The organism is Pseudarthrobacter sp. NPDC080039, from assembly GCF_040702335.1.
In the GTDB taxonomy this organism is placed as follows: domain Bacteria; phylum Actinomycetota; class Actinomycetes; order Actinomycetales; family Micrococcaceae; genus Arthrobacter; species Arthrobacter enclensis_A.
In genome coordinates, this window is the sequence record NZ_JBFBKY010000015.1 from 74,159 (window position 1) to 94,316 (window position 20,158).

15 protein-coding genes and 1 rRNA gene are annotated in these 20,158 nt (G+C 66.8%); 6 read left to right on the plus strand and 10 right to left on the minus strand.

Features of this window, described 5'->3' with window-relative positions; translation table 11 throughout:
• The first annotated feature begins 27 nt into the window (after positions 1 to 27).
• Positions 28 to 1,338, plus strand: a complete 1,311-nt coding sequence (gene dctA / locus AB0313_RS15545; RefSeq protein ID WP_141945165.1) for a C4-dicarboxylate transporter DctA — start codon at positions 28 to 30, stop codon at positions 1,336 to 1,338.
• Positions 1,339 to 1,574: 236 nt separating this feature from the next.
• Here dctA and AB0313_RS15550 read toward each other — a convergent pair whose 3' ends face one another.
• From AB0313_RS15550 to AB0313_RS15575, 6 genes are all read right to left on the minus strand, one after another.
• Complete coding sequence (locus tag AB0313_RS15550; protein WP_307311306.1) at positions 1,575 to 2,924, minus strand: MFS transporter; 1,350 nt, start codon at positions 2,922 to 2,924, stop codon at positions 1,575 to 1,577.
• A gap of 486 nt (positions 2,925 to 3,410) precedes the next feature.
• Positions 3,411 to 4,784 (minus strand): NtaA/DmoA family FMN-dependent monooxygenase, encoded by a 1,374-nt coding sequence (locus tag AB0313_RS15555; RefSeq protein ID WP_366306614.1) that lies wholly within the window; start codon positions 4,782 to 4,784, stop codon positions 3,411 to 3,413.
• Positions 4,785 to 4,794: 10 nt separating this feature from the next.
• Complete coding sequence (locus AB0313_RS15560; RefSeq protein ID WP_366306616.1) at positions 4,795 to 5,859, minus strand: LLM class flavin-dependent oxidoreductase; 1,065 nt, start codon at positions 5,857 to 5,859, stop codon at positions 4,795 to 4,797.
• A complete protein-coding gene (locus tag AB0313_RS15565; RefSeq protein ID WP_366306618.1) occupies positions 5,856 to 6,923 on the minus strand; it encodes a transporter substrate-binding domain-containing protein in 1,068 nt (355 codons plus the stop codon). Before AB0313_RS15565 ends, AB0313_RS15560 begins: the two co-directional genes overlap by 4 nt.
• Positions 6,924 to 6,932: 9 nt before the next feature.
• Positions 6,933 to 7,742, minus strand: a complete 810-nt coding sequence (locus AB0313_RS15570; RefSeq protein WP_366306620.1) for an amino acid ABC transporter ATP-binding protein — start codon at positions 7,740 to 7,742, stop codon at positions 6,933 to 6,935.
• The gene (locus tag AB0313_RS15575) at positions 7,742 to 8,749 is read right to left on the minus strand and encodes an amino acid ABC transporter permease (RefSeq protein ID WP_366306622.1); all 1,008 of its coding nucleotides are present in this window, start codon (positions 8,747 to 8,749) and stop codon (positions 7,742 to 7,744) included. Before AB0313_RS15575 ends, AB0313_RS15570 begins: the two co-directional genes overlap by 1 nt.
• Positions 8,750 to 9,016: 267 nt before the next feature.
• Here AB0313_RS15575 and AB0313_RS15580 point away from each other — a divergent pair, with 267 nt between their 5' ends.
• From AB0313_RS15580 to AB0313_RS15600, 5 genes are all read left to right on the plus strand, one after another.
• Positions 9,017 to 10,861 carry an FAD/NAD(P)-binding protein gene (locus AB0313_RS15580; RefSeq protein WP_366306624.1) on the plus strand — a complete coding sequence of 615 codons (1,845 nt, stop codon included), beginning with the start codon at positions 9,017 to 9,019 and terminating at the stop codon, positions 10,859 to 10,861.
• A gap of 119 nt (positions 10,862 to 10,980) precedes the next feature.
• On the plus strand, positions 10,981 to 11,442 hold the full coding sequence (locus tag AB0313_RS15585) for a GNAT family N-acetyltransferase (protein WP_366306637.1): 462 nt from the start codon (positions 10,981 to 10,983) through the stop codon (positions 11,440 to 11,442).
• Between the two features lie 48 nt (positions 11,443 to 11,490).
• A complete protein-coding gene (locus AB0313_RS15590) occupies positions 11,491 to 13,170 on the plus strand; it encodes a helicase HerA-like domain-containing protein (protein WP_366306626.1) in 1,680 nt (559 codons plus the stop codon).
• 155 nt (positions 13,171 to 13,325) lie between these two features.
• Positions 13,326 to 14,318, plus strand: coding sequence for a hypothetical protein (locus AB0313_RS15595; RefSeq protein WP_174237561.1), 993 nt, complete (start codon positions 13,326 to 13,328; stop codon positions 14,316 to 14,318).
• 113 nt (positions 14,319 to 14,431) lie between these two features.
• Positions 14,432 to 14,761 (plus strand): hypothetical protein, encoded by a 330-nt coding sequence (locus AB0313_RS15600; protein ID WP_366306628.1) that lies wholly within the window; start codon positions 14,432 to 14,434, stop codon positions 14,759 to 14,761.
• 259 nt (positions 14,762 to 15,020) lie between these two features.
• Here the strand turns inward: AB0313_RS15600 and AB0313_RS15605 are convergent, their stop codons facing one another.
• From AB0313_RS15605 to rrf, 4 genes are all read right to left on the minus strand, one after another.
• Positions 15,021 to 17,045 carry an NHL domain-containing thioredoxin family protein gene (locus tag AB0313_RS15605; protein WP_366306629.1) on the minus strand — a complete coding sequence of 675 codons (2,025 nt, stop codon included), beginning with the start codon at positions 17,043 to 17,045 and terminating at the stop codon, positions 15,021 to 15,023.
• A complete protein-coding gene (locus AB0313_RS15610) occupies positions 17,045 to 19,213 on the minus strand; it encodes a cytochrome c oxidase assembly protein (protein WP_366306631.1) in 2,169 nt (722 codons plus the stop codon). The genes AB0313_RS15605 and AB0313_RS15610 overlap by 1 nt, the downstream gene beginning before the upstream one ends.
• A gap of 112 nt (positions 19,214 to 19,325) precedes the next feature.
• Positions 19,326 to 19,610, minus strand: coding sequence for an HU family DNA-binding protein (locus tag AB0313_RS15615; protein WP_011693739.1), 285 nt, complete (start codon positions 19,608 to 19,610; stop codon positions 19,326 to 19,328).
• 263 nt (positions 19,611 to 19,873) lie between these two features.
• Positions 19,874 to 19,990, minus strand: a 5S ribosomal RNA gene (gene rrf / locus AB0313_RS15620).
• Positions 19,991 to 20,158: the final 168 nt, after the last annotated feature.

The window sequence follows — 20,158 nt, forward strand, 5'->3', positions numbered from 1 at the left end:
GGGCCGCACTAAGCAGGAAGTTGTTCAATGAAGATCAAATCCATCCTCGGACACCTGTATGTCCAGGTACTTATCGGAGTTGCCCTCGGCGTCGTTGTAGGCGCCCTGTGGCCGGACCTCGGCGCATCGCTCAAGCCCATCGGCGACGGTTTCGTGAAACTTGTGAAGTTCATGATCGCCCCCATCGTGTTCTGCACCATCGTCGGCGGCATCACCTCCCTGCGGGACACCAAGAAGGTGGGCCCCACCCTGGTCCGTTCGCTTGGACTGTTCTACGCCCTGACGGCGCTCGCCCTGGCCCTGGGCCTGGGAGCCGTGATGCTGTTCCAGCCGGGAGCGGGCATGCACATCGACCCGACCCACCTTGATTCATCGGTGGCCCAGAAGTACACCACCCAGCTGCCGAGCAGCAACCCTGTGGACTTCATCCTGAGCATCATCCCCACCACGTTCGTGGGCGCCTTCGCCGACGGTGAAGTCCTGCCCGTGCTGGTGATTGCGCTGCTCTGCGGATTCGCCTTCAGCAAGCTCGGCGCACCGGGCCAGCTGGCCCTGAACGTTGTCAACAGCTTCAACAAGCTGCTCTTCATCATGTTCGGCTACATCATGAAGGTGGCTCCGCTGGGAGCCTTCGGCGCCATGGCATTCACCGTGGGCAAGTACGGCGCCCACTCCATCGGAAACCTCGGCATGCTGATCCTGGCCTTCTACGCCGCCTGCATCGTCTTCGTGGTGGTCGGCCTGGGCATTCTGGCAAAGGTGACCGGCTTCAGCCTGTGGCAGATCCTGCGCTACTTCAAGGACGAATTCCTGATCGTCCTCGCCACGTCCTCCAGCGAGCCGGTGCTGCCGCGCCTGCTGTCCAAGCTTGAGCGGATCGGCTGCGACCGCAGCGTTGTGGGCCTGGTGGTCCCCACCGGCTACTCCTTCAACCTCACCGGCACCGCCATCTATCTCACGCTCGCCTCCATGTTCATTGCCCAGGCCTGCGACATCCACCTGAGCTGGGGCCAGATCCTGCTGATGCTCGGCATGATGCTGCTGACCTCCAAGGGCGCGGCCGGCGTCACCGGAAGTGGTTTCGTGGCCCTGGTGGCGACCCTGACGGTCATGCCCACCCTTCCCGTGGCCGGCGTGGCCCTCATCGTTGGCATCGACCGCTTCATGAGCGAGGCCCGCGCCCTGACCAGCACGGTCTGCAACATCGTCTCCTGCGTGGCAATCGCCAAATGGCAGGGTGAGCTGGACATGGCCACGCTGCGCTCCGAGCTTCAGGCAGGCTTCGTGCCCACCGAAGCGGAGAAGGTGCAGCTCGCCGAGCCGGCCCTGGTGCACTAGCCAGACCGCAGGCCACCGCCCCCAACGTTTGCCCGGGACCCCAGCGGGGGTCCCGGGCAAACGTTTGAAGGGGGTACTACTTCAAAATCCCACGGAAAGGACCCGGAAATGAGTGAGCGCCAAACGGAGCAGGAGTCAGCAGAGGACTGCGACGCCGGCACCTGCTTTTACTGCCAAAGCCCCGAAACCGATTAGGGGCTTATTGCCCGCCGGACAGCCTGCGCCAGGGCGCGTTGTCAGTGCATCCTCTTCCGTGTTCCTTCCGCCAAAACCCCTTCCTGGTGCCCGTCCTGCGGGGTGCCGCCTCTCACCGGCCTGTCGCCGCCGCGCCGCAGGCTCAGCATCACCAGGCCGGCAGCGAGCAGGCAACAGGCCAGGAAGATGGACGTGGCAAGGAAGCTGCCGTGCGTCAGGTCCTGCAGGTACCCTCCCACGTAGGGTCCGACGAAGCCGCCGAGGTTGCCCACCGCATTGATCAGGCCCATGGCGGTGCCGGCCACAGCCACCGGCATCGCACGGGACGCGGAAGCCCAGAACGGGCCGTCGTAGGCCAGGGCGCCGGCGACCGCGATGCTGATCAGGGTGACCGCAAGGAACGGAATGTTATCCCCGGTTGCCACCGAGAGCACCAGCGTGACAGCACCCACGGCCATCGAGAGGAGCACGTGGGTGGAGTAGCGGCCCGTGCGGTCGGCTGCCTTGGCGTTGTACCAGAGGCCCACCATGGCCAGCACATACGGGATGGCGGTGATGAGGCCAACCTCCATTGAGGACCCGGAAGTGATCGTCTTGATCACGTGGGGGAGCCAGATATTGATGCCGTAGAAGCCAATTTGGATGAGGAAGTACACCAGGGTCAGCCGCCACACCACTGAATTGGATATGACGTGGCGCAGTCCCAGCTTTTCCTGCTGTGGATGTGCCGCCGCATCAGCAGCAAGTCCGTTTTCGATGTACTCCCGTTCCTGGACGGAGCACCACTTGGCTTCCCGCGGGTGGTCGGCGATCAGGGCCCACCACAGTGGTGCGGCGATGACGAACGGGAAGATACCTTCGATGATGAAGAGCCACCGCCAATCCGAAAAGGACAGGATCCAGCCCGAGAGGGGCGCGGTGATGATGGAGGCGATGGCGATGTTCATCATCCAGAACGCGTAGGCCCGGGCGCGTTCAGCGGCCGGGAACCAGTGACTGATCAGGACAAGGATGGCAGGCCAGATCCCGGCCTCGGCGACACCGAGGAAGAAGCGCACCACCAGAAGTTGGGTGAAGTCCTGGATGAATCCGGAAAGGACAGCCAGCACGCCCCAGATGAGCACCATGATGCCGACGAACTTCTTCGCACTCCAATGTTCGGCAAGGTGACCGCCTGGTATCTGCAGCACCAGGTAGCCGATGAAGAAGATGCCGGCCGCCAGTCCCTGCTGGGCGGCATCAATGCCCAGGTCCTGGTGGAGGCCGTTGAGGGCGAACCCGATATTGGTCCTGTCCATGAACGAGATGATGTAGACGATGATTGCGACGGGAATCAGCCGCTTCCACCGTGCATTGCCCACCGCAGGGGCGGACGTCACGCTGCGTGCCATCAGAATTGCTCCTTCGCAATATGTGGCTTATCAGATCGCGCCCCAGCACGCTGTTGCTCTCCCGCGGACCCCGGCGGGCCCGCATTCCGCCAGCGGACGGAACGAGCAGGACTTTGCGGGGCCACCATGAGCACGGCGGCGGCGGAACATCCAGCGCCGCCGGCCAACCGGCGGTCCCCGCAGCGGACTACGCTTTTTATTTAATTGCAACTATTGCGTTTTAGCAAGGGATGGATGCTCACCGTGAAGGCATTCCACTCCTGGGGAAGAAGCACGTGGGCCGCTTGGCCCCATTCCAGTTCTTGCGTATGCGCAATCAACCTCGCTCCACCCCGCCGTGGATGGCCACCATTCCTTACATCCACTGCTCCCACACCGTCAGGTGCAGGATGACCGTTCCCGACGAAGCAGCCCCCGCGGAAGGGTCGACGACGGCACCCGGCCCGCCGCCGTCGTCGTTCCTCCCAGCGAACCTGGCCCAGCGCATCACGCCCCGGCCGCCTCAACAGCCTCATCGGCAGTGCGCCCCGGTGTTTCCAAGCCCAGGTGTTCGCGGAGCGTGCTGCCGCCGTACTCCGTGGGATACACACCGCGTTCCTGCAGCTCCGGCACCAGGTGGTTCACGATGTCATCCAGGCCGGTGGGAATGAGCCAGGGCGAGATGTTGAACCCGTCCACCGCGCCCACCCGGGCGTACTCGGTCAGCTGGTCCGCCACGGCCGTGTAGGAGCCAGTGAACGTGGCATCGATCCGCGCGGTCTTGGAGGTGACGAATTGCCGGATGGACAGCCCCTTGTCCTTGGCCTCCGCACGCCACTGGTCCGCCAGCTGCCGGGCCTTGGCGCCGTGGAAGCCGCTGCCTCGGGTCTCGGACGTCTCCTCCACCACCGGATCGATGTCCGGCAGCGGGCCGTCCGGATCGTAGTTCGATAGTTCGCGGCCCCAGAACTGCTCCAGGTAGGCAATGGCCTGCTGCGGCCCGATCTGCAGGCTCCGCACCCACTCCTTCTTCTCCGCCGCCTCCGCAGCTGTCGGCGCCAGGATGAACTCGCTGGCCGGCATGATCTGCACGGCGTTCGCCCCCCGGCCAGCGGCCACGGACCGCTGCACCAGGTCCTTGCGGAACTCCACGGCGTCATCGAACTTCGGATGCGCCGAGAAGATCACGTCCGCCTGGCGGGCGGCGAAGTTCCGCCCCTCCGGCGAATCCCCGGCTTGGAACAGCACCGGCCGGTACTGCCCGCTCCGCGGCAGCCTCGGCGTCACGTCCACCGTGTAGTGCCGGCCCTGATGAAGCACCCGGCGGCCCGGACCGTCCGGCTTCTCCCAGGAATCCCAGATCCGCTTGGCCGTCTCCACGAAGGCCTCCGCGTGCCTGTAGCGGTCCGCGTGGTCCAGGTAGCCGCCGCGGCGGAAGTTCGCCCCGGTCCAGGCGTTGTCCGTGGTCACGATGTTCCACGCGGCACGGCCGCCCGAGATCAGGTCCAGCGAGGCGAGCCGGTGCGCCAGGTCCGCGGGGTCGTTGTACGTGGTGTTCTGGGTGGCCACCAGGCCGATGTTCCTGGTGACCGAGGCCAGGGCGGCGAGCATGGTCTGCGCGTCCGGGCGGCCCGCCACATCCAGCGCGTGCGGGCGGCCCAGATGTTCCCGCAGGCGGAGCCCCTCGCCCAGGAAGAACGCGGCGAAGAGCCCCCGCTCCGCGGTCTGGGCGATGCGGCGGAACGATTCGAAGTCCGTCTGCGAACCCGATTCCGCCGCTTTCCAGATGGTGCCGGAGTTGACCCCCTGGAAGAAGACACCGAACTGGATCTGGCCGGACGGCGTGAAGGCTTCGGATTTAGCACGGGTGTGCTGTGTCATGGTTTTCCCCTTAGTGTCGTACGCCGGCGGGCGCTGCGGAGGCGGGTGCATAGCGGCTGGCCGGGCGCTCCAGGCCCAGCAGGTCGCGGAGCGTGCCGTCCCGCACCACAGGCCGGAGCGCCCCGCGGCGGCGGAGTTCCGGCAGGACCAGCCGTCCCAGTTCTTCCAGGTCCACAACGAGCGACGCCGGGTGCAGCCGCACGCCGTCGGCCTCCTTCAGAAGTTCTGCCAGGAAGTCGGTGAGACCGGCTGCAGAACCGGCAAAAGCCGCGCGGCCGCCGTCGAGCACGGCAACGCGCGAGGCCGCAGCCTGCCCGCGGGCGTCCAGGACCACGTCGAGTTCGGCAACAACCGCAACGCCAACGCCCACCCGATCGCGGACGTCACGGACCTCGGCAGCCAGCAGCTCGGGCGTCGGTGCGGACACCAGCACGCCGTCCACGGCGTCAGCCGACACTTCACCGAGCAGCGACGCCGGCACCAGCACCGGCAACTGCCCCTGCAGCGGCCGCGGAATAATGGAGGGCCCCTTCACCGAGTACCCGGCACCGGCAAAATCGGCAGGCGTCTCAAAATCGACGTAGTGCAGCTTATCCACGTCGATGTACCGGCCGGTGGCAACATCGCGGATCACGGCGTCGTCCTCCCAGGAGTCCCACAGCCGGCGGGACACCTCGATGGACGCCGCGGCTTCCTGGCCCAGTGCCGCACCCGTCACGGAAGAGCGTCCGACGGCGGCGGCTGCTTCAGGCGATTCGGCCGCGGTGACGACCCACCCGGCCCTGCCGCCGGACACGTAGTCCAGGCTGGCCAGCTGGGTGGAGATGTGGAACGGCTCGGTGTACACCGTGTCCACCTCCGGGACCAGCGCAATGCTGCGCGTCACCGGCGCCGCGAAGGCCGCCCGCTGGAGCGCGTTGGCCCGGCCAGGCGCAGGAGCGTCGGTAAACGTGGCCGCGTGGAAGCCCGCCGACTCGGCGGCCAGCACTGCGCGGGTGATGTCCGCGCCCGCCCAGCCGGTGCCGTCGAGCTCGATGGCAAGGAAACCCGGCCGGCTTGTGTGTTCTGCGTTCATGATGCCTTTCCTGACGGTGACGCGGCAGCCGTGGCCGTTGCCTGTGTGGCCGCGTAGTTTTCCGCTGTGATGGTCCTGGACTCCGGCAGCGCTTCCTCGGACAGGCCCCAGCGCTCCAGCACCTTCCCGTAGGAGCCGTCCTTGATGACCTCGTTGAGGGCCTCGGAGATCACCGGCGCCAGCCCGTTCCCGCGCAGGGTGGTGGCGGCCACCAGGGTTTCGGACGGCCAGCCGGCGTTGACCTTGCCCACCACCTTCAGGTCGTCCCGGGTGTTTTCCCGGTACACGGTGGACGGGTACGGCGCGATGTTGAGATCCGTCCGGCCGGAGGAGAGCGCCAGGATGGTGTCGGCGTCGGACGAGTAGTACTGCAGCGTGGCCGGCGCCTTGCCCCTGGCCTCGAGCTCCTTGTTCCAGGCCAGCAGGATCTTCTCCTGGTTGGTGCCCGAGCCTACGGAGACCTTCAGGCCGGAGATGTCATCCGCGCCCTTGATGTCATAGGTGGAGGACTCTTTCGCCTCAAAGCCCATGTAGGCGGCCCGGTAGCTGGCGAAGTCGAACAGCTTCACCCGGTCCTTGTTCACGCCCACGTTGGAGAACACAGCCTCGAAGTCGCCGGACTGGGTCTTCAGCGGCCAGTTCTCCCAGGACGTCACCTGGACATCCAGCTCCAGGCCCAGCTTGTCCGCCACCAGCTGGGCGATGTCCAGCTCGGAGCCGATCGGCGTCTTATCGTCCGTGGCGTGGAAGGACAGCGGGATGGACCCTGCCGTGGTGGCCACGGTCAGCTTGCCGTCCTTGCTGATCAGCGCGGGAACCTTGGCGGCGAGCGCCGGGTCCTTATCAGCCCGGATGCGCTGCTGGTCCGGTGAGGTGTTGTAGACCACGCCGTTGCGGGCCGCCGTCGTCTGCGTGCCGCCGCTGGGGTTGCCCGCGGCGGAGGCACCGGGGTCTGCGCAGCCGGCCAGCGCGGCGGAACCAAAGAGTGCGGTGCCAAGGAGTACGACGGCGGGACGCACCGGGAGTGCGCGGCTGCGGCCGGGGCCGCTGGGAGGGAAAGCCATGGGGATTCCTTAGATGTTGAAAGCCGGTTCGAGCACTTTGGAGAAGAAGCTCCGGGTGCGCGGTTCCTGCGGGTTGCTGAAAATCTGTTGCGGTGTGCCCTGTTCCACGATCTGGCCCTGGTCCATGAACACCACGGTGTCCGCCACGTCGCGGGCAAAGCCCATCTCATGGGTGACGATGATGAGCGTGGTGCCGGACGTGGCGAGTTCCCGGATCACATCCAACACCTCGTTGACCAGCTCGGGGTCCAGGGCGGAGGTGGGCTCGTCGAACAGCAGGATCTTGGGGTCCAGTGCCAGGGCGCGGGCAATCGCGACACGCTGCTGCTGGCCGCCGGAGAGTTGCCGGGGATAGGCGTCGGAGCGGTCCTTGAGGCCCACGCGGTCCAGGAGTTCCAGGCCGCGGCGGCGGGCTTCCTCCTTGGAGCGTCCCTGCGCCACGACGGGGGCTTCGGCCACGTTCTCCAGCGCGGTGAGGTGCGGGAACAGGTTGAAGTTCTGGAACACCATACCGATCCCGGTGCGCTGCTTCAGGATCTCCTTTTCGCGCAGTTCGTACAGCCGGTCGCCGCGGACCTCGTAGCCCACCAGCTGTCCGTCGATGGTGATGTGGCCGCCGTCCACTTTCTCCAGGTGGTTGATGGTACGCAGCAGGGTGGACTTGCCGGAGCCGGAGGGCCCGACAATCACGGCCACTCCCCCGGGTTCCACGGTGAGGCTGACGCCCTTCAGGACTTCCGTGGCACCGAAGGATTTGCGGACCCCGGTGATCTCCACCAGGCCGCGGGTGGCTCTGGGGGCGGTGAGGGTGTTCGTCATCAGAGGTTCCTCCGGTTGGGGACTGCCGCGTGGGTGGCGAAGAATTTGCGGGCCTTCTGCAGGGGCGTCAGCGGCAGGTTCCGCACCGCGCCTCTGGAGTAGTGCCGTTCGATGTAGTACTGGAAGACGCTCAGCACGGAGGTGATCGCGATGTACCAGAGCGTGGCCACCAGCAGCAGCGGCAGGACCTGCTGCGTGCGGTTGTAGATGACCTGGACGGTGTAGAAGAGCTCGGAGTAGGCCAGGACGTAGACGATCGAGGTGCCCTTGACCAGGCCGATGATCTCGTTGAACGCGGTGGGCAGAATGGCGCGCATGGCCTGCGGCAGGACGATCCGGGTGGAACGGCGCCAGGCCGGGATGCCCAGCGCGGCCGCGGCCTCCAGCTGGCCCTGGTCCACGGACAGGATGCCGCCGCGGATGATCTCCGCCGAGTAGGCGGCCTGGTTCAGGGTCAGCCCCAGCACTGCTGCCGCAAACTGGCTGATCAGCGTGGTGGTCTGGACCTCGAAGAACCGGACATCGGTGAACGGGATCCCCAGGCTGATCTTTTCGTACAGGTAGCCCAGGTTGTACCAAAGGAGCATCTGCACCAGCAGCGGCGTGGATCGGAAGATCCAGGAGAACGTCCAGGACACCGAGACCAGCAGCGGCGACGCGGACAGCCGCATCAGTGCCAGGATGAAGCCGAGCACAAACCCGAGGATGCCGGAGATGGCAGTCAGCTTCAGCGTCTCCACGAGGCCGTTCACCACGGACTGGGCGGTGAACCATTGCGCCACCACGCCCCACTCCCAGCGCGGGTTGGTGGCCAGCGACCACGCCACCGCCAGGACGCCAAGCGCGACGGCGGCAGTCCCCACCCAGCGCCACGGATGCTTTGCTGCCACCACCGGGTAGGACGAGTAGTCCTTTGCCACCCGGGCCGCGTCCTTTGCCGGGGGCACTTCCGCCGCCGCCGGCTGCGGTTGTTGTGACTGCGCCACTTTGGTTGCTGCTGAACTCATGCGCCACCTCGCTTCTCGTCGTGGGTTTGATGTTTCGGGCCGCTCCGGCCCCGGGGTTGGCTGCAAATCTAGGACCGGCCGGAACGGGCCAGCAAGGCGGGAGGTTGCATATGTTCACGGGGCTTCGCGCGGCGTCATGAGTCCATTTCTTGCGTCTTTTGACCTGCCGTGACGCGGGATTAACGGCCGTGACCAGGGCCTCGACCCCCGTCGTCACGGCTGCCTAGCATGGGCACTCAATCCCATCCCCCACCGTCAGGAGCACCCATGCCAGCGAATGTCCCGGCCGTCGTCTTCATCGGCGGCGGACCGCGCACCGCCGGACTCCTGGAACGGATCGCGGCCAACCGTCCGGACGTCTTCGCGGGCCCGCTGCGGATCCACGTGGCGGACATCACCATGTTCACGGACGAATCGGTGGACTGCGAGGGTCCCGCGGTGCCAGGACCAGGCCTGGCCGGGTGGGCCGCCGGCGTGCTGGACGCTTCCATCATCGATGTTCCGGATTTCCCGCGGCCGCTGTGGAAGCAGCTCCGCACCCTGACCGGCAGCACCTTCCCCACCCGCCAACTGCAGAGCCAGTACCTCGAGTGGTTCTTCCGCCGCGCGTCCCGGTCGCTGGGCCGCAGCGTGACGGTGCACCGGACCACAGCGGTGGGCATTGCCGCTGCGGATGGCGGCGGGCACGTGGTGGAGCTCGCCACTGGCCGGACACTCCACGCCGACATTGTCGTCTGCGCCCTGGGGCACACGGACTCCCGCCCTGACGCCGTTTCCGCCAGGTTCGCGGACTTCGCCGCCCGGCACGGCGGCTACCACGCGGCACCCAGCTACACCACCGACGTCGACTACTCCCCGATTGCCCCGGGGCAGGACGTGATTGTCTCGGGCATGGGACTGGCGTTCGTGGACCTGCTGGCCCTCCTTATGGAGGGACGCGGCGGCAGGTTCCAGGAAACGTCCGACGGCAGGCTGCGCTATCTGCCGTCCGGACGGGAACCACGGCTGTGGGCCGGGTCGCGGCGCGGGGTGCCGTACCACTCCAAGATCTCCACCACGCTGCGCGGCCAGGTGCCCGGGCCGTTGCGGTTCTTCACGGCTGCTGCCGCGGACGCCCTCCTGCTGCAGCACGGAGAGCTGGACTTCCGGGAGCACCTCTGGCCGCTCATCGCGAAGGAAGCCGGGCACTGGTACTACCGGGAGCTCCTCACCGGCAGCCCTGAACGGGCAGCCATGGAATGGGAGGTGTTTGCCGCCCGTTATTCGGAGATGGACTGGTACAGCGGCGAGCGCGCGGACCTCGTTTCCGCTGCGGTTCCCGAGGCCGGGCTGCACCTGGACCTGGAGCGGCTGGACCAGCCCTTCGACGGACTCCGCTTTGCCGGCCACCAGGAAGTGCAGGACGCGGTGGCCGGCTACATCGAACACGACCTCGCGCTCCGGGACAGGCCGGACCACCCGGAAACCCTGGCCTTGTTCCTCGCCCTGCTGCACGTATACATGGAGGTGGGACGCGTGGTCCCGCCGGAACGGTTGAACGCCCGCTCCCAGCAATTGATCCATGGCTGGTGGCACGGCTTCTTCAGCTTCGTCGACTCCGGTCCACCGCCGCACCGCCTCCGCCAGATGCTGGCACTGCACCGGGCGGGCCTGCTGCAGTTCCTTGGCCCCGGCCTGGAGGTCGCCCTGGATGAGGCAACCGGGACCTTCCGGGCCACCTCGCGGCAGTCTGATGTCTCCGTGACTGCCACGGCCCTGGTCGAGGCGCGGTTGCCGTCCACCTCGGCGGCCCGCTCACTCAACCCCGCGCTTGCCTCGCTGCATGAGAGCGGGTTGGGGAGCGAACAGCAGCTGCTGACCTCCGATGGCATCCACGCCACCGGCAAGCTGCTGGTCTCCGCGCAGCACCACGTGGTGGACGCCAACGGAGAGCCGCAGGCTACCCTCTTCGGCATCGGCCCCGGAACATCCGGTTGGGGCGCCGGCGCCTTCGCCCGGCCCAACACCAATGCCGCGCCGTTCCGGGAAAACGACGCGCTGGCACGCACCATCCTCGGCGTTGCCCGGGACATCGCCGTAGTTTCAGAACCAGCCGCCGCCGGAAGAAATTGACCAGTGACAAGGAAGAACCAGTGACCGCAGAACCGGACCTCCGTCCCAGCCCTCTCCACACAGAACCCCTTGGCCCCAAACCCCTCGATCCCGCCAGGCTCGCGGTCCTCAGCCTGCCCATGCACGATCCGCGGGTCCGCCCGCTCTTGGATGAGCTCGCCGTCGAATACGACACCCGCTACGGGGACCTGTTCGGGCGCAGCGCCGCCGCGGACGAACTGAACCGCTACCCGGCCGCGGAATTCGAGGAACCCAACGGGGCGCTCCTGGTGGTCCAGGAGGACGGCGAGTCGATCGCGGGCGGCGCGTTCCGCCGGTACGACCACACCACCGCGGAACTGAAGCGGATCTGGACCCACTCGGGCCACCGCCGTCGTGGTTTGGCCCGCCTGGTGCTGGCCGAGCTCGAAGCGCTCGCCACCGCCCGGGGCTACACCCGTCTGTACCTCACCACGGGGCCACGGCAGCCGGAAGCCAAGCAGCTCTACCTGGCCACGGGTTACCAGGCGCTGTTCGACGTCGACGCCGATCCGGAGAGCATCGGGCCGCTGGCGTTCACCAAGGAACTCCCGGCAAGCTGACCGGTCCGGATCCGGGACGGCCGGGGCCGCCGCCGCTAAGCTGGCGCCATGGCCACGAAAACCACAGCAGAGAAGCTTGCCACCATCCAGAAGGGCTACACGCTGGAAGGTGCCACCATCGAACTGGGAGCCGCCATCATCGACGGCGAACTCCACAAGGACGCGCCGGTGCGGCTGCCGCTGGCCATGATGAACCGCCACGGCCTGGTGGCCGGAGCCACCGGTACGGGCAAGACCGTCACCCTGCACATGATGGCCGAGCAGCTGTCCACAGCCGGCGTTCCCGTGTTCCTGGCCGACATCAAAGGCGACCTGTCCGGGCTGGCGACTGCCGCCGTCGGCAGCGACAAGCTCAAGGCCCGCACAGACAGCATCGGCCAGGCCTGGGAGGGCAAGGCGTTCCCGGTGGAGTTCCTGGCACTGGGCGGCGACGGCAACGGTGTGCCGGTCCGCGCCACCGTCACCTCCTTCGGGCCCATCCTGCTCTCGCGGATCATGGAACTGAATGACACGCAGGAATCAAGCCTGCAGCTGGTCTTCTATTTTGCCGACAGGAACGGCCTGGAACTGACCGACCTCAAGGACCTGCGAGCCGTCATCCAGTTCCTCACTTCGGACGAGGGCAAGGACAAACTCGAGGAACTCGGCGGCCTGTCCAAGGCAACGGCCGGCGTAATCCTGCGCAAGATCGTGAACCTGGAGGCGCAGGGGCTGGAAAAGTTCTTCGGGGAGCCGGAGTTTGATACCGCCGAACTGCTGCGCACCGCCCCTGACGGCCGCGGAGTGGTCACCTGCCTGGAGCTGCCCACCCTCCAGACCAAGCCAATGCTGTTCTCCACCTTCCTGATGTGGCTGCTCGCCGATCTGTTCGAAGACCTCCCCGAGGCCGGCGACCTGGACAAGCCCAAGCTGGTGTTCTTCCTGGACGAGGCACACCTGCTCTTCAATGGCGCCACCAAAGCCTTCCTGGACGCCATCACCACCACCGTCCGGCTGATCCGGTCCAAGGGTGTGGGCATCTTCTTCGTCACCCAGACCCCCAAGGACGTCCCCGCCGATGTCCTCGGCCAGCTGGCCAACCGGGTGCAGCACGCCCTGCGCGCGTTCACCCCGGAGGATGCCAAGGCGCTCAAGGCCACGGTCTCCACCTTCCCGCTCAGCGATTACGACCTGGAAGAGACGCTGACCTCGGCGGGGATCGGCGAGGCCGTCATCACCGTCATGAACGAAAAAGGCGCCCCCACGCCGGTTGCCCTTACCAGGCTGCGCGCACCGGAGTCCCTGATGGGCCCCAGCGATGAGGCCCTGGTCCGCAGCACGGTGGCCGGCTCCGCCCTTCTGGGGAAATACGGAACTGCTGTGGACAACGTGTCGGCGTACGAGAAGCTCACCGGCAAGGCCGCGGCACCCACTGGTCCGGCAGCCCCTGGGTCTGCTGCCGGCACGCCCGCCTCCGAGGCGCCTGCTGCCTCGCCTTATGACGTGGACGCCGAGGCCCGGCGGATCGAGGAGGAAATCCTGGGCCGTCCCAGCAGCAGGCCGCCGCGGACGTCCCAGCCCCGGCAGCCGGAGCCGCAATCCGGCGGCATGATGGGTGACCTGGGTGGTGTACTTGGTGGCGCCCTGGGCGGCGGGTTGAAGAGCATGGCCCGGTCCATGGGTACCCAGCTGGGCCGCGAACTGCTGCGCGGGGTGTTCGGCACCTCGTCCAGGCGACGTCGCCGCTGACCCTGCCGCCGGTGCCCCCGGAGGCGGCCCAAGGCTGCGGCTGACGCCGTCCCCGCGGGCCGTCGTCGGGCATTAGTCGGGTGGTGCCCCGCACAATAGGGGGGACACCAACTTTAGAGTGCGTCCGCACTGACGTTACTGTGTAGAACGTGCAGATGAGTCAAGCGTTGGTGAGGATCGCAGCCGGATGGCTGCTGGGCCTCATGCTTGCCGTTGCCGGAGCCATCGTGGCCATCAACGTCGTGAACAATACGGTGGCCAGCCCGCAGCAGCCGGTCCGGGAGTATCTGGATGCCCTGAAGAGCGGCGACGGTGGCCGGGCGCTGGGCCTCCTGCGGGCGGCGGTCCCGCCCAGCAACGCAGCCATGCTTGACGGTGCCGGGCTGCAGACAGCGGCATCGCGCGTGACCAACGTGGACATCGGCGACCCCGAGGAGCGCCCGGGCAACCAGGTGATGGTGCCTATGGAATACACCATCGACGGCAGCCGCCTGCACAGTGAATTCCTGCTGCAGAAAACCGGCACCGAATGGCTCTTCTTCAATACGTGGGCCTTCGTCCCGTCGCGGCTGCCCACCGTGGACATCACCGTGGTCAACGGGAACGAGGCCCAGGTCAACGGTGTCCCGGTGAACATGCCCAACGGCCGCAACTCTTTTGCCGTGTTCTACCCCGGCGAATACGAGGCGTCCCTGGACGGACAGTACTTCTCCGCACCCGCCACCCGGGCCACCGTCACCTCCAAGGACACCCCCGTGGCCCCGCTCAACCTGCTCACCCAGGCCACCGACAAGCTGAAAACGGATGTTGGGGCCAAGGTCCGGGAATTCCTGGACGGCTGCGCGGCGGAGGCCGTCAAGGAACAGAAGCTCCAGCCGGACTGCCCCTTCTATTACGCCAGCAACAACCGGGTCCAGGACGGCACCATCAAGTGGACCGTGACCGAATACCCCAATGTCTCCGTGGAGCCGTTCGACGGCCGCTGGGTGGTGGCCCCGTTGGACGGCAAGGCCAAGGTGGAAGCCCTCCAGCAGAACGCCTTCACCGGGGCCTGGTACCCGCTGGACGCAGAGGTGGACTTCAGCTTCACAACCCGCCTGGACGTATCGGGCGACACGGTCAAGGTCACCCCGCAGCTGAGCTTCTAGGCCCGGCACCCCTGAACGCAGCCGGTAGGCTTCGCGCGTCACGCAGGGCACGCTTTGATCGGGACCGGACACCGCAGCCCTTGACCCTGCAGGACTGATTCGTTGTTCCGACGGTGGTCCTTCTGTACCTGCTTCCACTCAGCGTGGTGCCGTCCATCAAGTTCCACAACCAGCCAGCCGTCCAGCAGCAGATCAACGTACCCAACCCTGTCCAGGTACACCTGCGCCTGGACATGGATGCCGGCTTGGCGGAAGTACGTCCGGGCCAGCGTTTCCAGAAGCGGATCCGCCCCGCCGTCCACCCACCGCAGGACTCCCCGGGCCTTCCCGTTCCGGTTCCCCGGCAACCGCTGACGCAGGAAATCGAGGGTCATCTCACCCGCGATACGGCACACTCCACCATGACCAGTGACTCCGGAAAGGGCAGACAGCGCATGGCATGAATCAAGACATCTGCCAGGGCCGCCACCGGCTGGAAGTGTGGGGGCGGGAGCACGCTCCCCCGCCCACGCCGACAGCAAGGCCGGAACCTATGTGGACAGCGGAGGAACAAGGCAAGTGTCACGCAGGGCATGCTTTCGCGGGCAGCAGGTCACCACATGCCCGGAATTCCAGGGTCGCCGGCAGGCCGGAGACGCGAAAGGCTGCTGCCCGTGACGCGGGGTCACAGGGGCAGCAGCCTTTCAGCAGGTGGGAACGGGCTCAGTCCATGCCGCGGAGGTCCAGGACCAGTTCGGTGTCGCCGTCGGCCTGCAGCACCACCGGGATGCCCCAGTCCTGCTGGTAGAGGTGGCAGGCGGCGTGGTCCGGGATCTCGCCGTCCTCGGTTTCGGGTCCGTCGCAGGCAGCGGCGCGGGCGGTAATGTGCAGCACGCCCTCGAGCACGTCGGGGGAGAGCTCCAGGGTCCGCAGCAGGCCCACCGAGGTTCCGCCGCCGGACACCAGCAGCTCAGGAGGGGTGGAGGAGATCTTCAGCTGGGTGGGGTCGCCCCAGCGGTCATCGAGCTTCTGTCCCGTGGGGGCGGTGAAGCGGACGGTCAGCTCCAGCGCGCCGGGAGCCACGGGGCTCTTGGGCCGGTGGGTCTGGGAGGCGCCCTCGTCCACCTGCTGCGCTTCCTTGGGGATGGGCACGTACACCAGCTGGTGCTTGTTGGCTTCAACCACTACCAGCAGCGGCTCCGAGCCCACGGACTGCGTGTGGTCCACAATCACGTCGGACGGCTCGGCGAGGCCGCGGGCCAGCGTGGACACGGTGCCGGACGCGGGGTCGTAGCGGCGCACGGCTCCGTTGTAGGTGTCCGCGATGGCCACGGAGCCGTCGGGCAGGACGGTGACGCCCAGCGGATGCTGGAGGCGGGCTTCGGCGGCGGGGCCGTCGCGGAAGCCAAAGTCGAACAGGCCCTTGCCCACGGCGGACTCCACGGTGATGGACGCGTCGTCAGCGATGACCAGCTTGCGGAGGGCTGAGGTTTCGGAGTCCGCCACCCAGATGTTGCCGTCCGCGTCCTCGGCCAGGCCGGAGGACTGGGCGAACCAGGCCTCGTGGGCGGGACCGTCCAACAGCCCTTCCAGGCCGTTGCCGGCGATGATGGACACCGCGCCGGTGAGGGGGTCGAAGCTGAAGATCTGGTGCGTGCCGGCCATCGCCACCACCACGGCATTCAGCTTGCGTGACCACACCACGTCCCACGGCGAGCTCAGCGCCACGTCCAGCGGGTCGTTGCCCAGGGAGCCGCTGAAGCCGGCGCCTTCCTCGTCAACGCGCGCCGGACCGGTCTCCAGCAGGCGCTGGATGCCGTTGCCGGCCAGGGTGGAAGCCTTGCCGTCCGTGAGCGAGAGTCCGCGCAGGCGGTGGTTGACCGAGTCGGCAATGACGACGTCGTAGCCCGCCTTGGCTGCCACGTCTTCAGGCAGCAGGACCAGGCCCTGCGGCTCGTTGAACTGCGCGCTGGCGGTATCCCCTGCTGCCGGGCCGTCGGCGTAGCCTTTGGTGCCCGAACCGAAGGTGGCCAGGACGGTGTCGAAGTCGGTGCCGAGTTCCACCAGGCGGTGGTGGCCGGTGTCGGTGACCAGCCAGGACCCCTTCTCCGCAGCAGCGTTGGCCGGTGCACCTGCTGGCGAGCCGCCGTCGGCCGTTCCAGCCAAGGAAGCCGAACCGCGGCCCGGCGGCAGGAACAGTGCCTTGCCGGGGAAGCGGAGGGTGCCGGACGTCGCCTCGGGGGCCACGTATGGGCCGGACCCGCGGTGGAGGGTGCCCTTTGCCTCATGCTCGGCGATCAGTTCAGGGATCAGCACGGCGAGTCCGTCGGCGTGCCCCTCGCCGGAAAGGTGCGCAACGATGTAGCCCTCAGGGTCGATGACCACCAGGGTGGGCCAGGCGCGGGCGGTGTACGCCTTCCAGGTGTCCAGCTCGGGATCGTCCAGGACGGGGTGGTGGATCTCGTAGCGCTCCACGGCAGCGGCCAGCGCCACCGGGTCTGCCTCGTGCTCGAACTTGGGCGAGTGGACGCCCACGGTAACCAGCACGTCCGAGTACTGCTGCTCAAGCGGGCGCAGCTCATCCAGTACGTGAAGGCAGTTGATGCAGCAGAAGGTCCAGAAATCGAGCAGGACGATCTTGCCGCGCAGGGCTTCGAGATCCAGGCTCTTGCCGCCGGTGTTCAACCAGTTGCGGCCCACGAGTTCGGAGGCCCGGACCCGGGCATGGGTGCGTACGGTTTCGCTCATCAGCGTCCTTCCAGCTTGTTGCGTTCAGCCAGCCTGGCATCGCGTTCGGCCAATTTGGCAAACATATCGTTGTAAGCGGTCAGATCGGCGTCATTATTCCTGTCCGCCGCCCGGTCCACGCGTGTGGCCTCCCGCTGGCTTGACCTGGACCACATGACGGCCACGCCGATCGCCACCAGCAGCGTGGGCACCTCGCCGATGCCCCACGCCACGGCGCCGCCGGCCTGCTGGTCCGCCAGGGCCGACGGTCCCCAGGCACGGCCCAGGTTGCCGAAGTAATCCGCGGCCAGCAGCCCGGTACCGCCCATGATGGAGACGCCGAAGAACGCGTGGAAGCCCATGGTGGCCAGGAGCAGCAGCAGCCGCATGGGGTACGGCGCTCGTCGGGGCAGCGGGTCCGTGCCGATCATCGTCAGCACAAAGATGTAGCCGGTCAGCAGGAAGTGCAGGTTCATCAACTCGTGGCCCACGTGATCGCGCATCGCGTAACCGAAGAGGTCCGAGTAGTAGAACAGGATGATGGAACCGGCAAAGTTGGCTGCGGCGAACAGCGGGTGGGTCACCAGCTGCGAGAACTTCGAATGCACGAAGACCAGGATCCATTCGCGCATACCGCGTGAACCGTCCCCGCGGGCGGGCAGTGCACGCAGGGCCAGCGTCACCGGTGCACCAAGCACCAGGAAGATGGGCGCCACCATGGTCAGGGCCATGTGGTCCATCATGTGCGCGGAGAACAGGATGCGGCCGTATACCGACGGCGGCCCGGAGGTGATGTACGTCAGCACCACCAGGCCGATCACCCAGTTCACCGACCGGAACCACTGCCAGGAGTCGCCACGGCGGCGCACCTTGGCCACTCCCATGAAATAGGTGACCAGGCCGAACAGGGCCACGCCGGCCCAGATCCAGTCCAGCCGCCATTCGGTCAGCCACCTTTCGGGCGTCAGTTCCGGGGGCAGCTCGTAGCCGCTGAGGATGAAGGCCGGTGAGGCGTCCGGCGCCAGTTCGGTGGGCTGGGGCGGAGCTGAACGCCCCAGGGCCACCGCGATGCCGGAGGTGACGCCCATGATGAGGAGTTCGGCCAGGATGAGCTGCCACAGAACGCGCCTGGAGGACATGGTGGAGCCCTTGCGGCCCAACTGCGGGATAACCCACTGCCGGTGCATGAAGCCCACCCCGCCCAGCACCACCGCGGCTGCGGTCTTGGCCAGGATCAATTGGCCGTAGGCCGAACCGAAAAGATCTGACCAGCTGGTGACGCGGATGCTGGCGTTGATGACGCCGGAGGCAAAGACCAGGACGAACGCGAAGCCGGCGAGGGTAGAGAACCGGCGGAGCGTGGGTTCGGTGATGTCTGCTGCTGCCCCGGGCTTGGGGCCGGCCAGGATCCCGGACAGCAGGGCCAGGACGATGATGCCGCCCACCCACGTACTGACGCCCACCAGGTGCAGGCCGAGTGAGTTGATGGCACCTTCATGGTCCGACGAACTCGAGGAGTGCCCGATCAGCGCCGTGGGTACCAGCCCACTGAGGGCAAGGATGAGGGTAAGGGCCAGGCCGCCAAGGGAGCGGACGCCGAAGAGGGCTGTTGTCACCACTGCGGCAATGATGACGACGGCGAGCCAGGCCCGGCCCGTTTCGATGTCCGTCATGAAGTACACGAGCGCCTGGGTGAAGGCGGGATCGCTGGACAGCCCCTGCCCCGCTACGTCGGCGTAAGTGAGAACCAGGACAGCGATGGCGGACAACGTCCACACCGCGCCGGCCACGGCTGCCACGGCCAGGGCCCGGGTGAAGGCGGGATGCTCCGGCTCCGCGCCGCCCTGGGTTTCCTTTCCCCGCGGGCTGGGGTTGCGGCCCTTGAGGTTCCTGGGCAGGATTCCGACGGCGAAGATCAGGCCTCCGACGACGGTCGCCAGGGACACGTTGTGGATGGCCTTGCTGACGGGAAGCCCCCAGCGGACCAGGGCGCCGGGATCGGCCACGCTGCGGGCTGCTGCCGCGCCGGAGAAGATCAGCGCGGCTGCGAGGCCCAAGAAGAGCGCTGCAAGCCCTGCCAGCTGCCACGGCAGCGTGATCCCCCGGGCTCCGGCGTCCGGGACCGCAGCTCCCTTGCCGGGATCGGACCGGGGAGGGGTGGAACGAGGTTTTGCGGCAGAAGACACCACTCCATTGTCCGCTACGCCTGCCCGGGCCGCGAATCCGGGTTAAACGCCAAGGAGCGGCAACCAGCTGGTTGCCGCTCCTTTTCCATCCGGCTGCCTGCCGGACGGACGGGTTCTACTTCTTGGAGACAGCAGCCTTCAGCTTGGAGCCGGCGGTCAGCTTGACGCTGTGGCCTGCTGCGATCTGGATGGTCTCGCCGGTCTGCGGGTTGCGGCCGGTACGTGCTGCACGGTCGGTGCGCTCGACGGCAAGCCAGCCCGGGATGGTGATCTTCTCGCCCGCGGCGACAGAAGTCTCGAAAACCTCGAACAGTGCATCGAGGACGGAGTTGACGGCAGCCTGGCTGGTGCCGGCCTTGCCTGCTACCTCTGCAACAAGTTCACTACGGTTCTTAGCCATTTATGTCCTCCTGGACGGTTCTGATTCTGAAGCCCGCACGCGGTGTGCGCACAAGCCACTGTCCGAAAACTTACCAGCTTGGGCGGTTCGGGGCCGCAAATTCCGCGTGTTTCCGGGACTTTTTGAGGTTAATCACCGAATCCGGGACCTATTCGCGACCAGTCAGGGCCACTTTTGGGCCCTGTCCGGTTTTGACCTTTGCTGGTTGGTTGTTAAATGTGGGAGGCCCCAACCGGTGTGGTTGGGGCCTCGACCTAATGTGTGTTCGGCGGTGACCTACTCTCCCACACCCTCCCGGGTGCAGTACCATCGGCGCTGTGGGTCTTAGCTTCCGGGTTCGGAATGGGACCGGGCGTTTCCCCCACGCTATGACCGCCGTAACCCTTTCACCCGCTCCCCCGTGAATCGTGCCTGGGGGTGGGAAGACTGTGGTTACAACTCGCTGTCCCCTTTGGGGGGCAGCATGGTGGTGTTGTTATTCAGTTGTTTGGTTCCGCCAACGGGTTGTTGGTTGGGAACCACATAGTGGACGCAAGCAGAATGTGTTT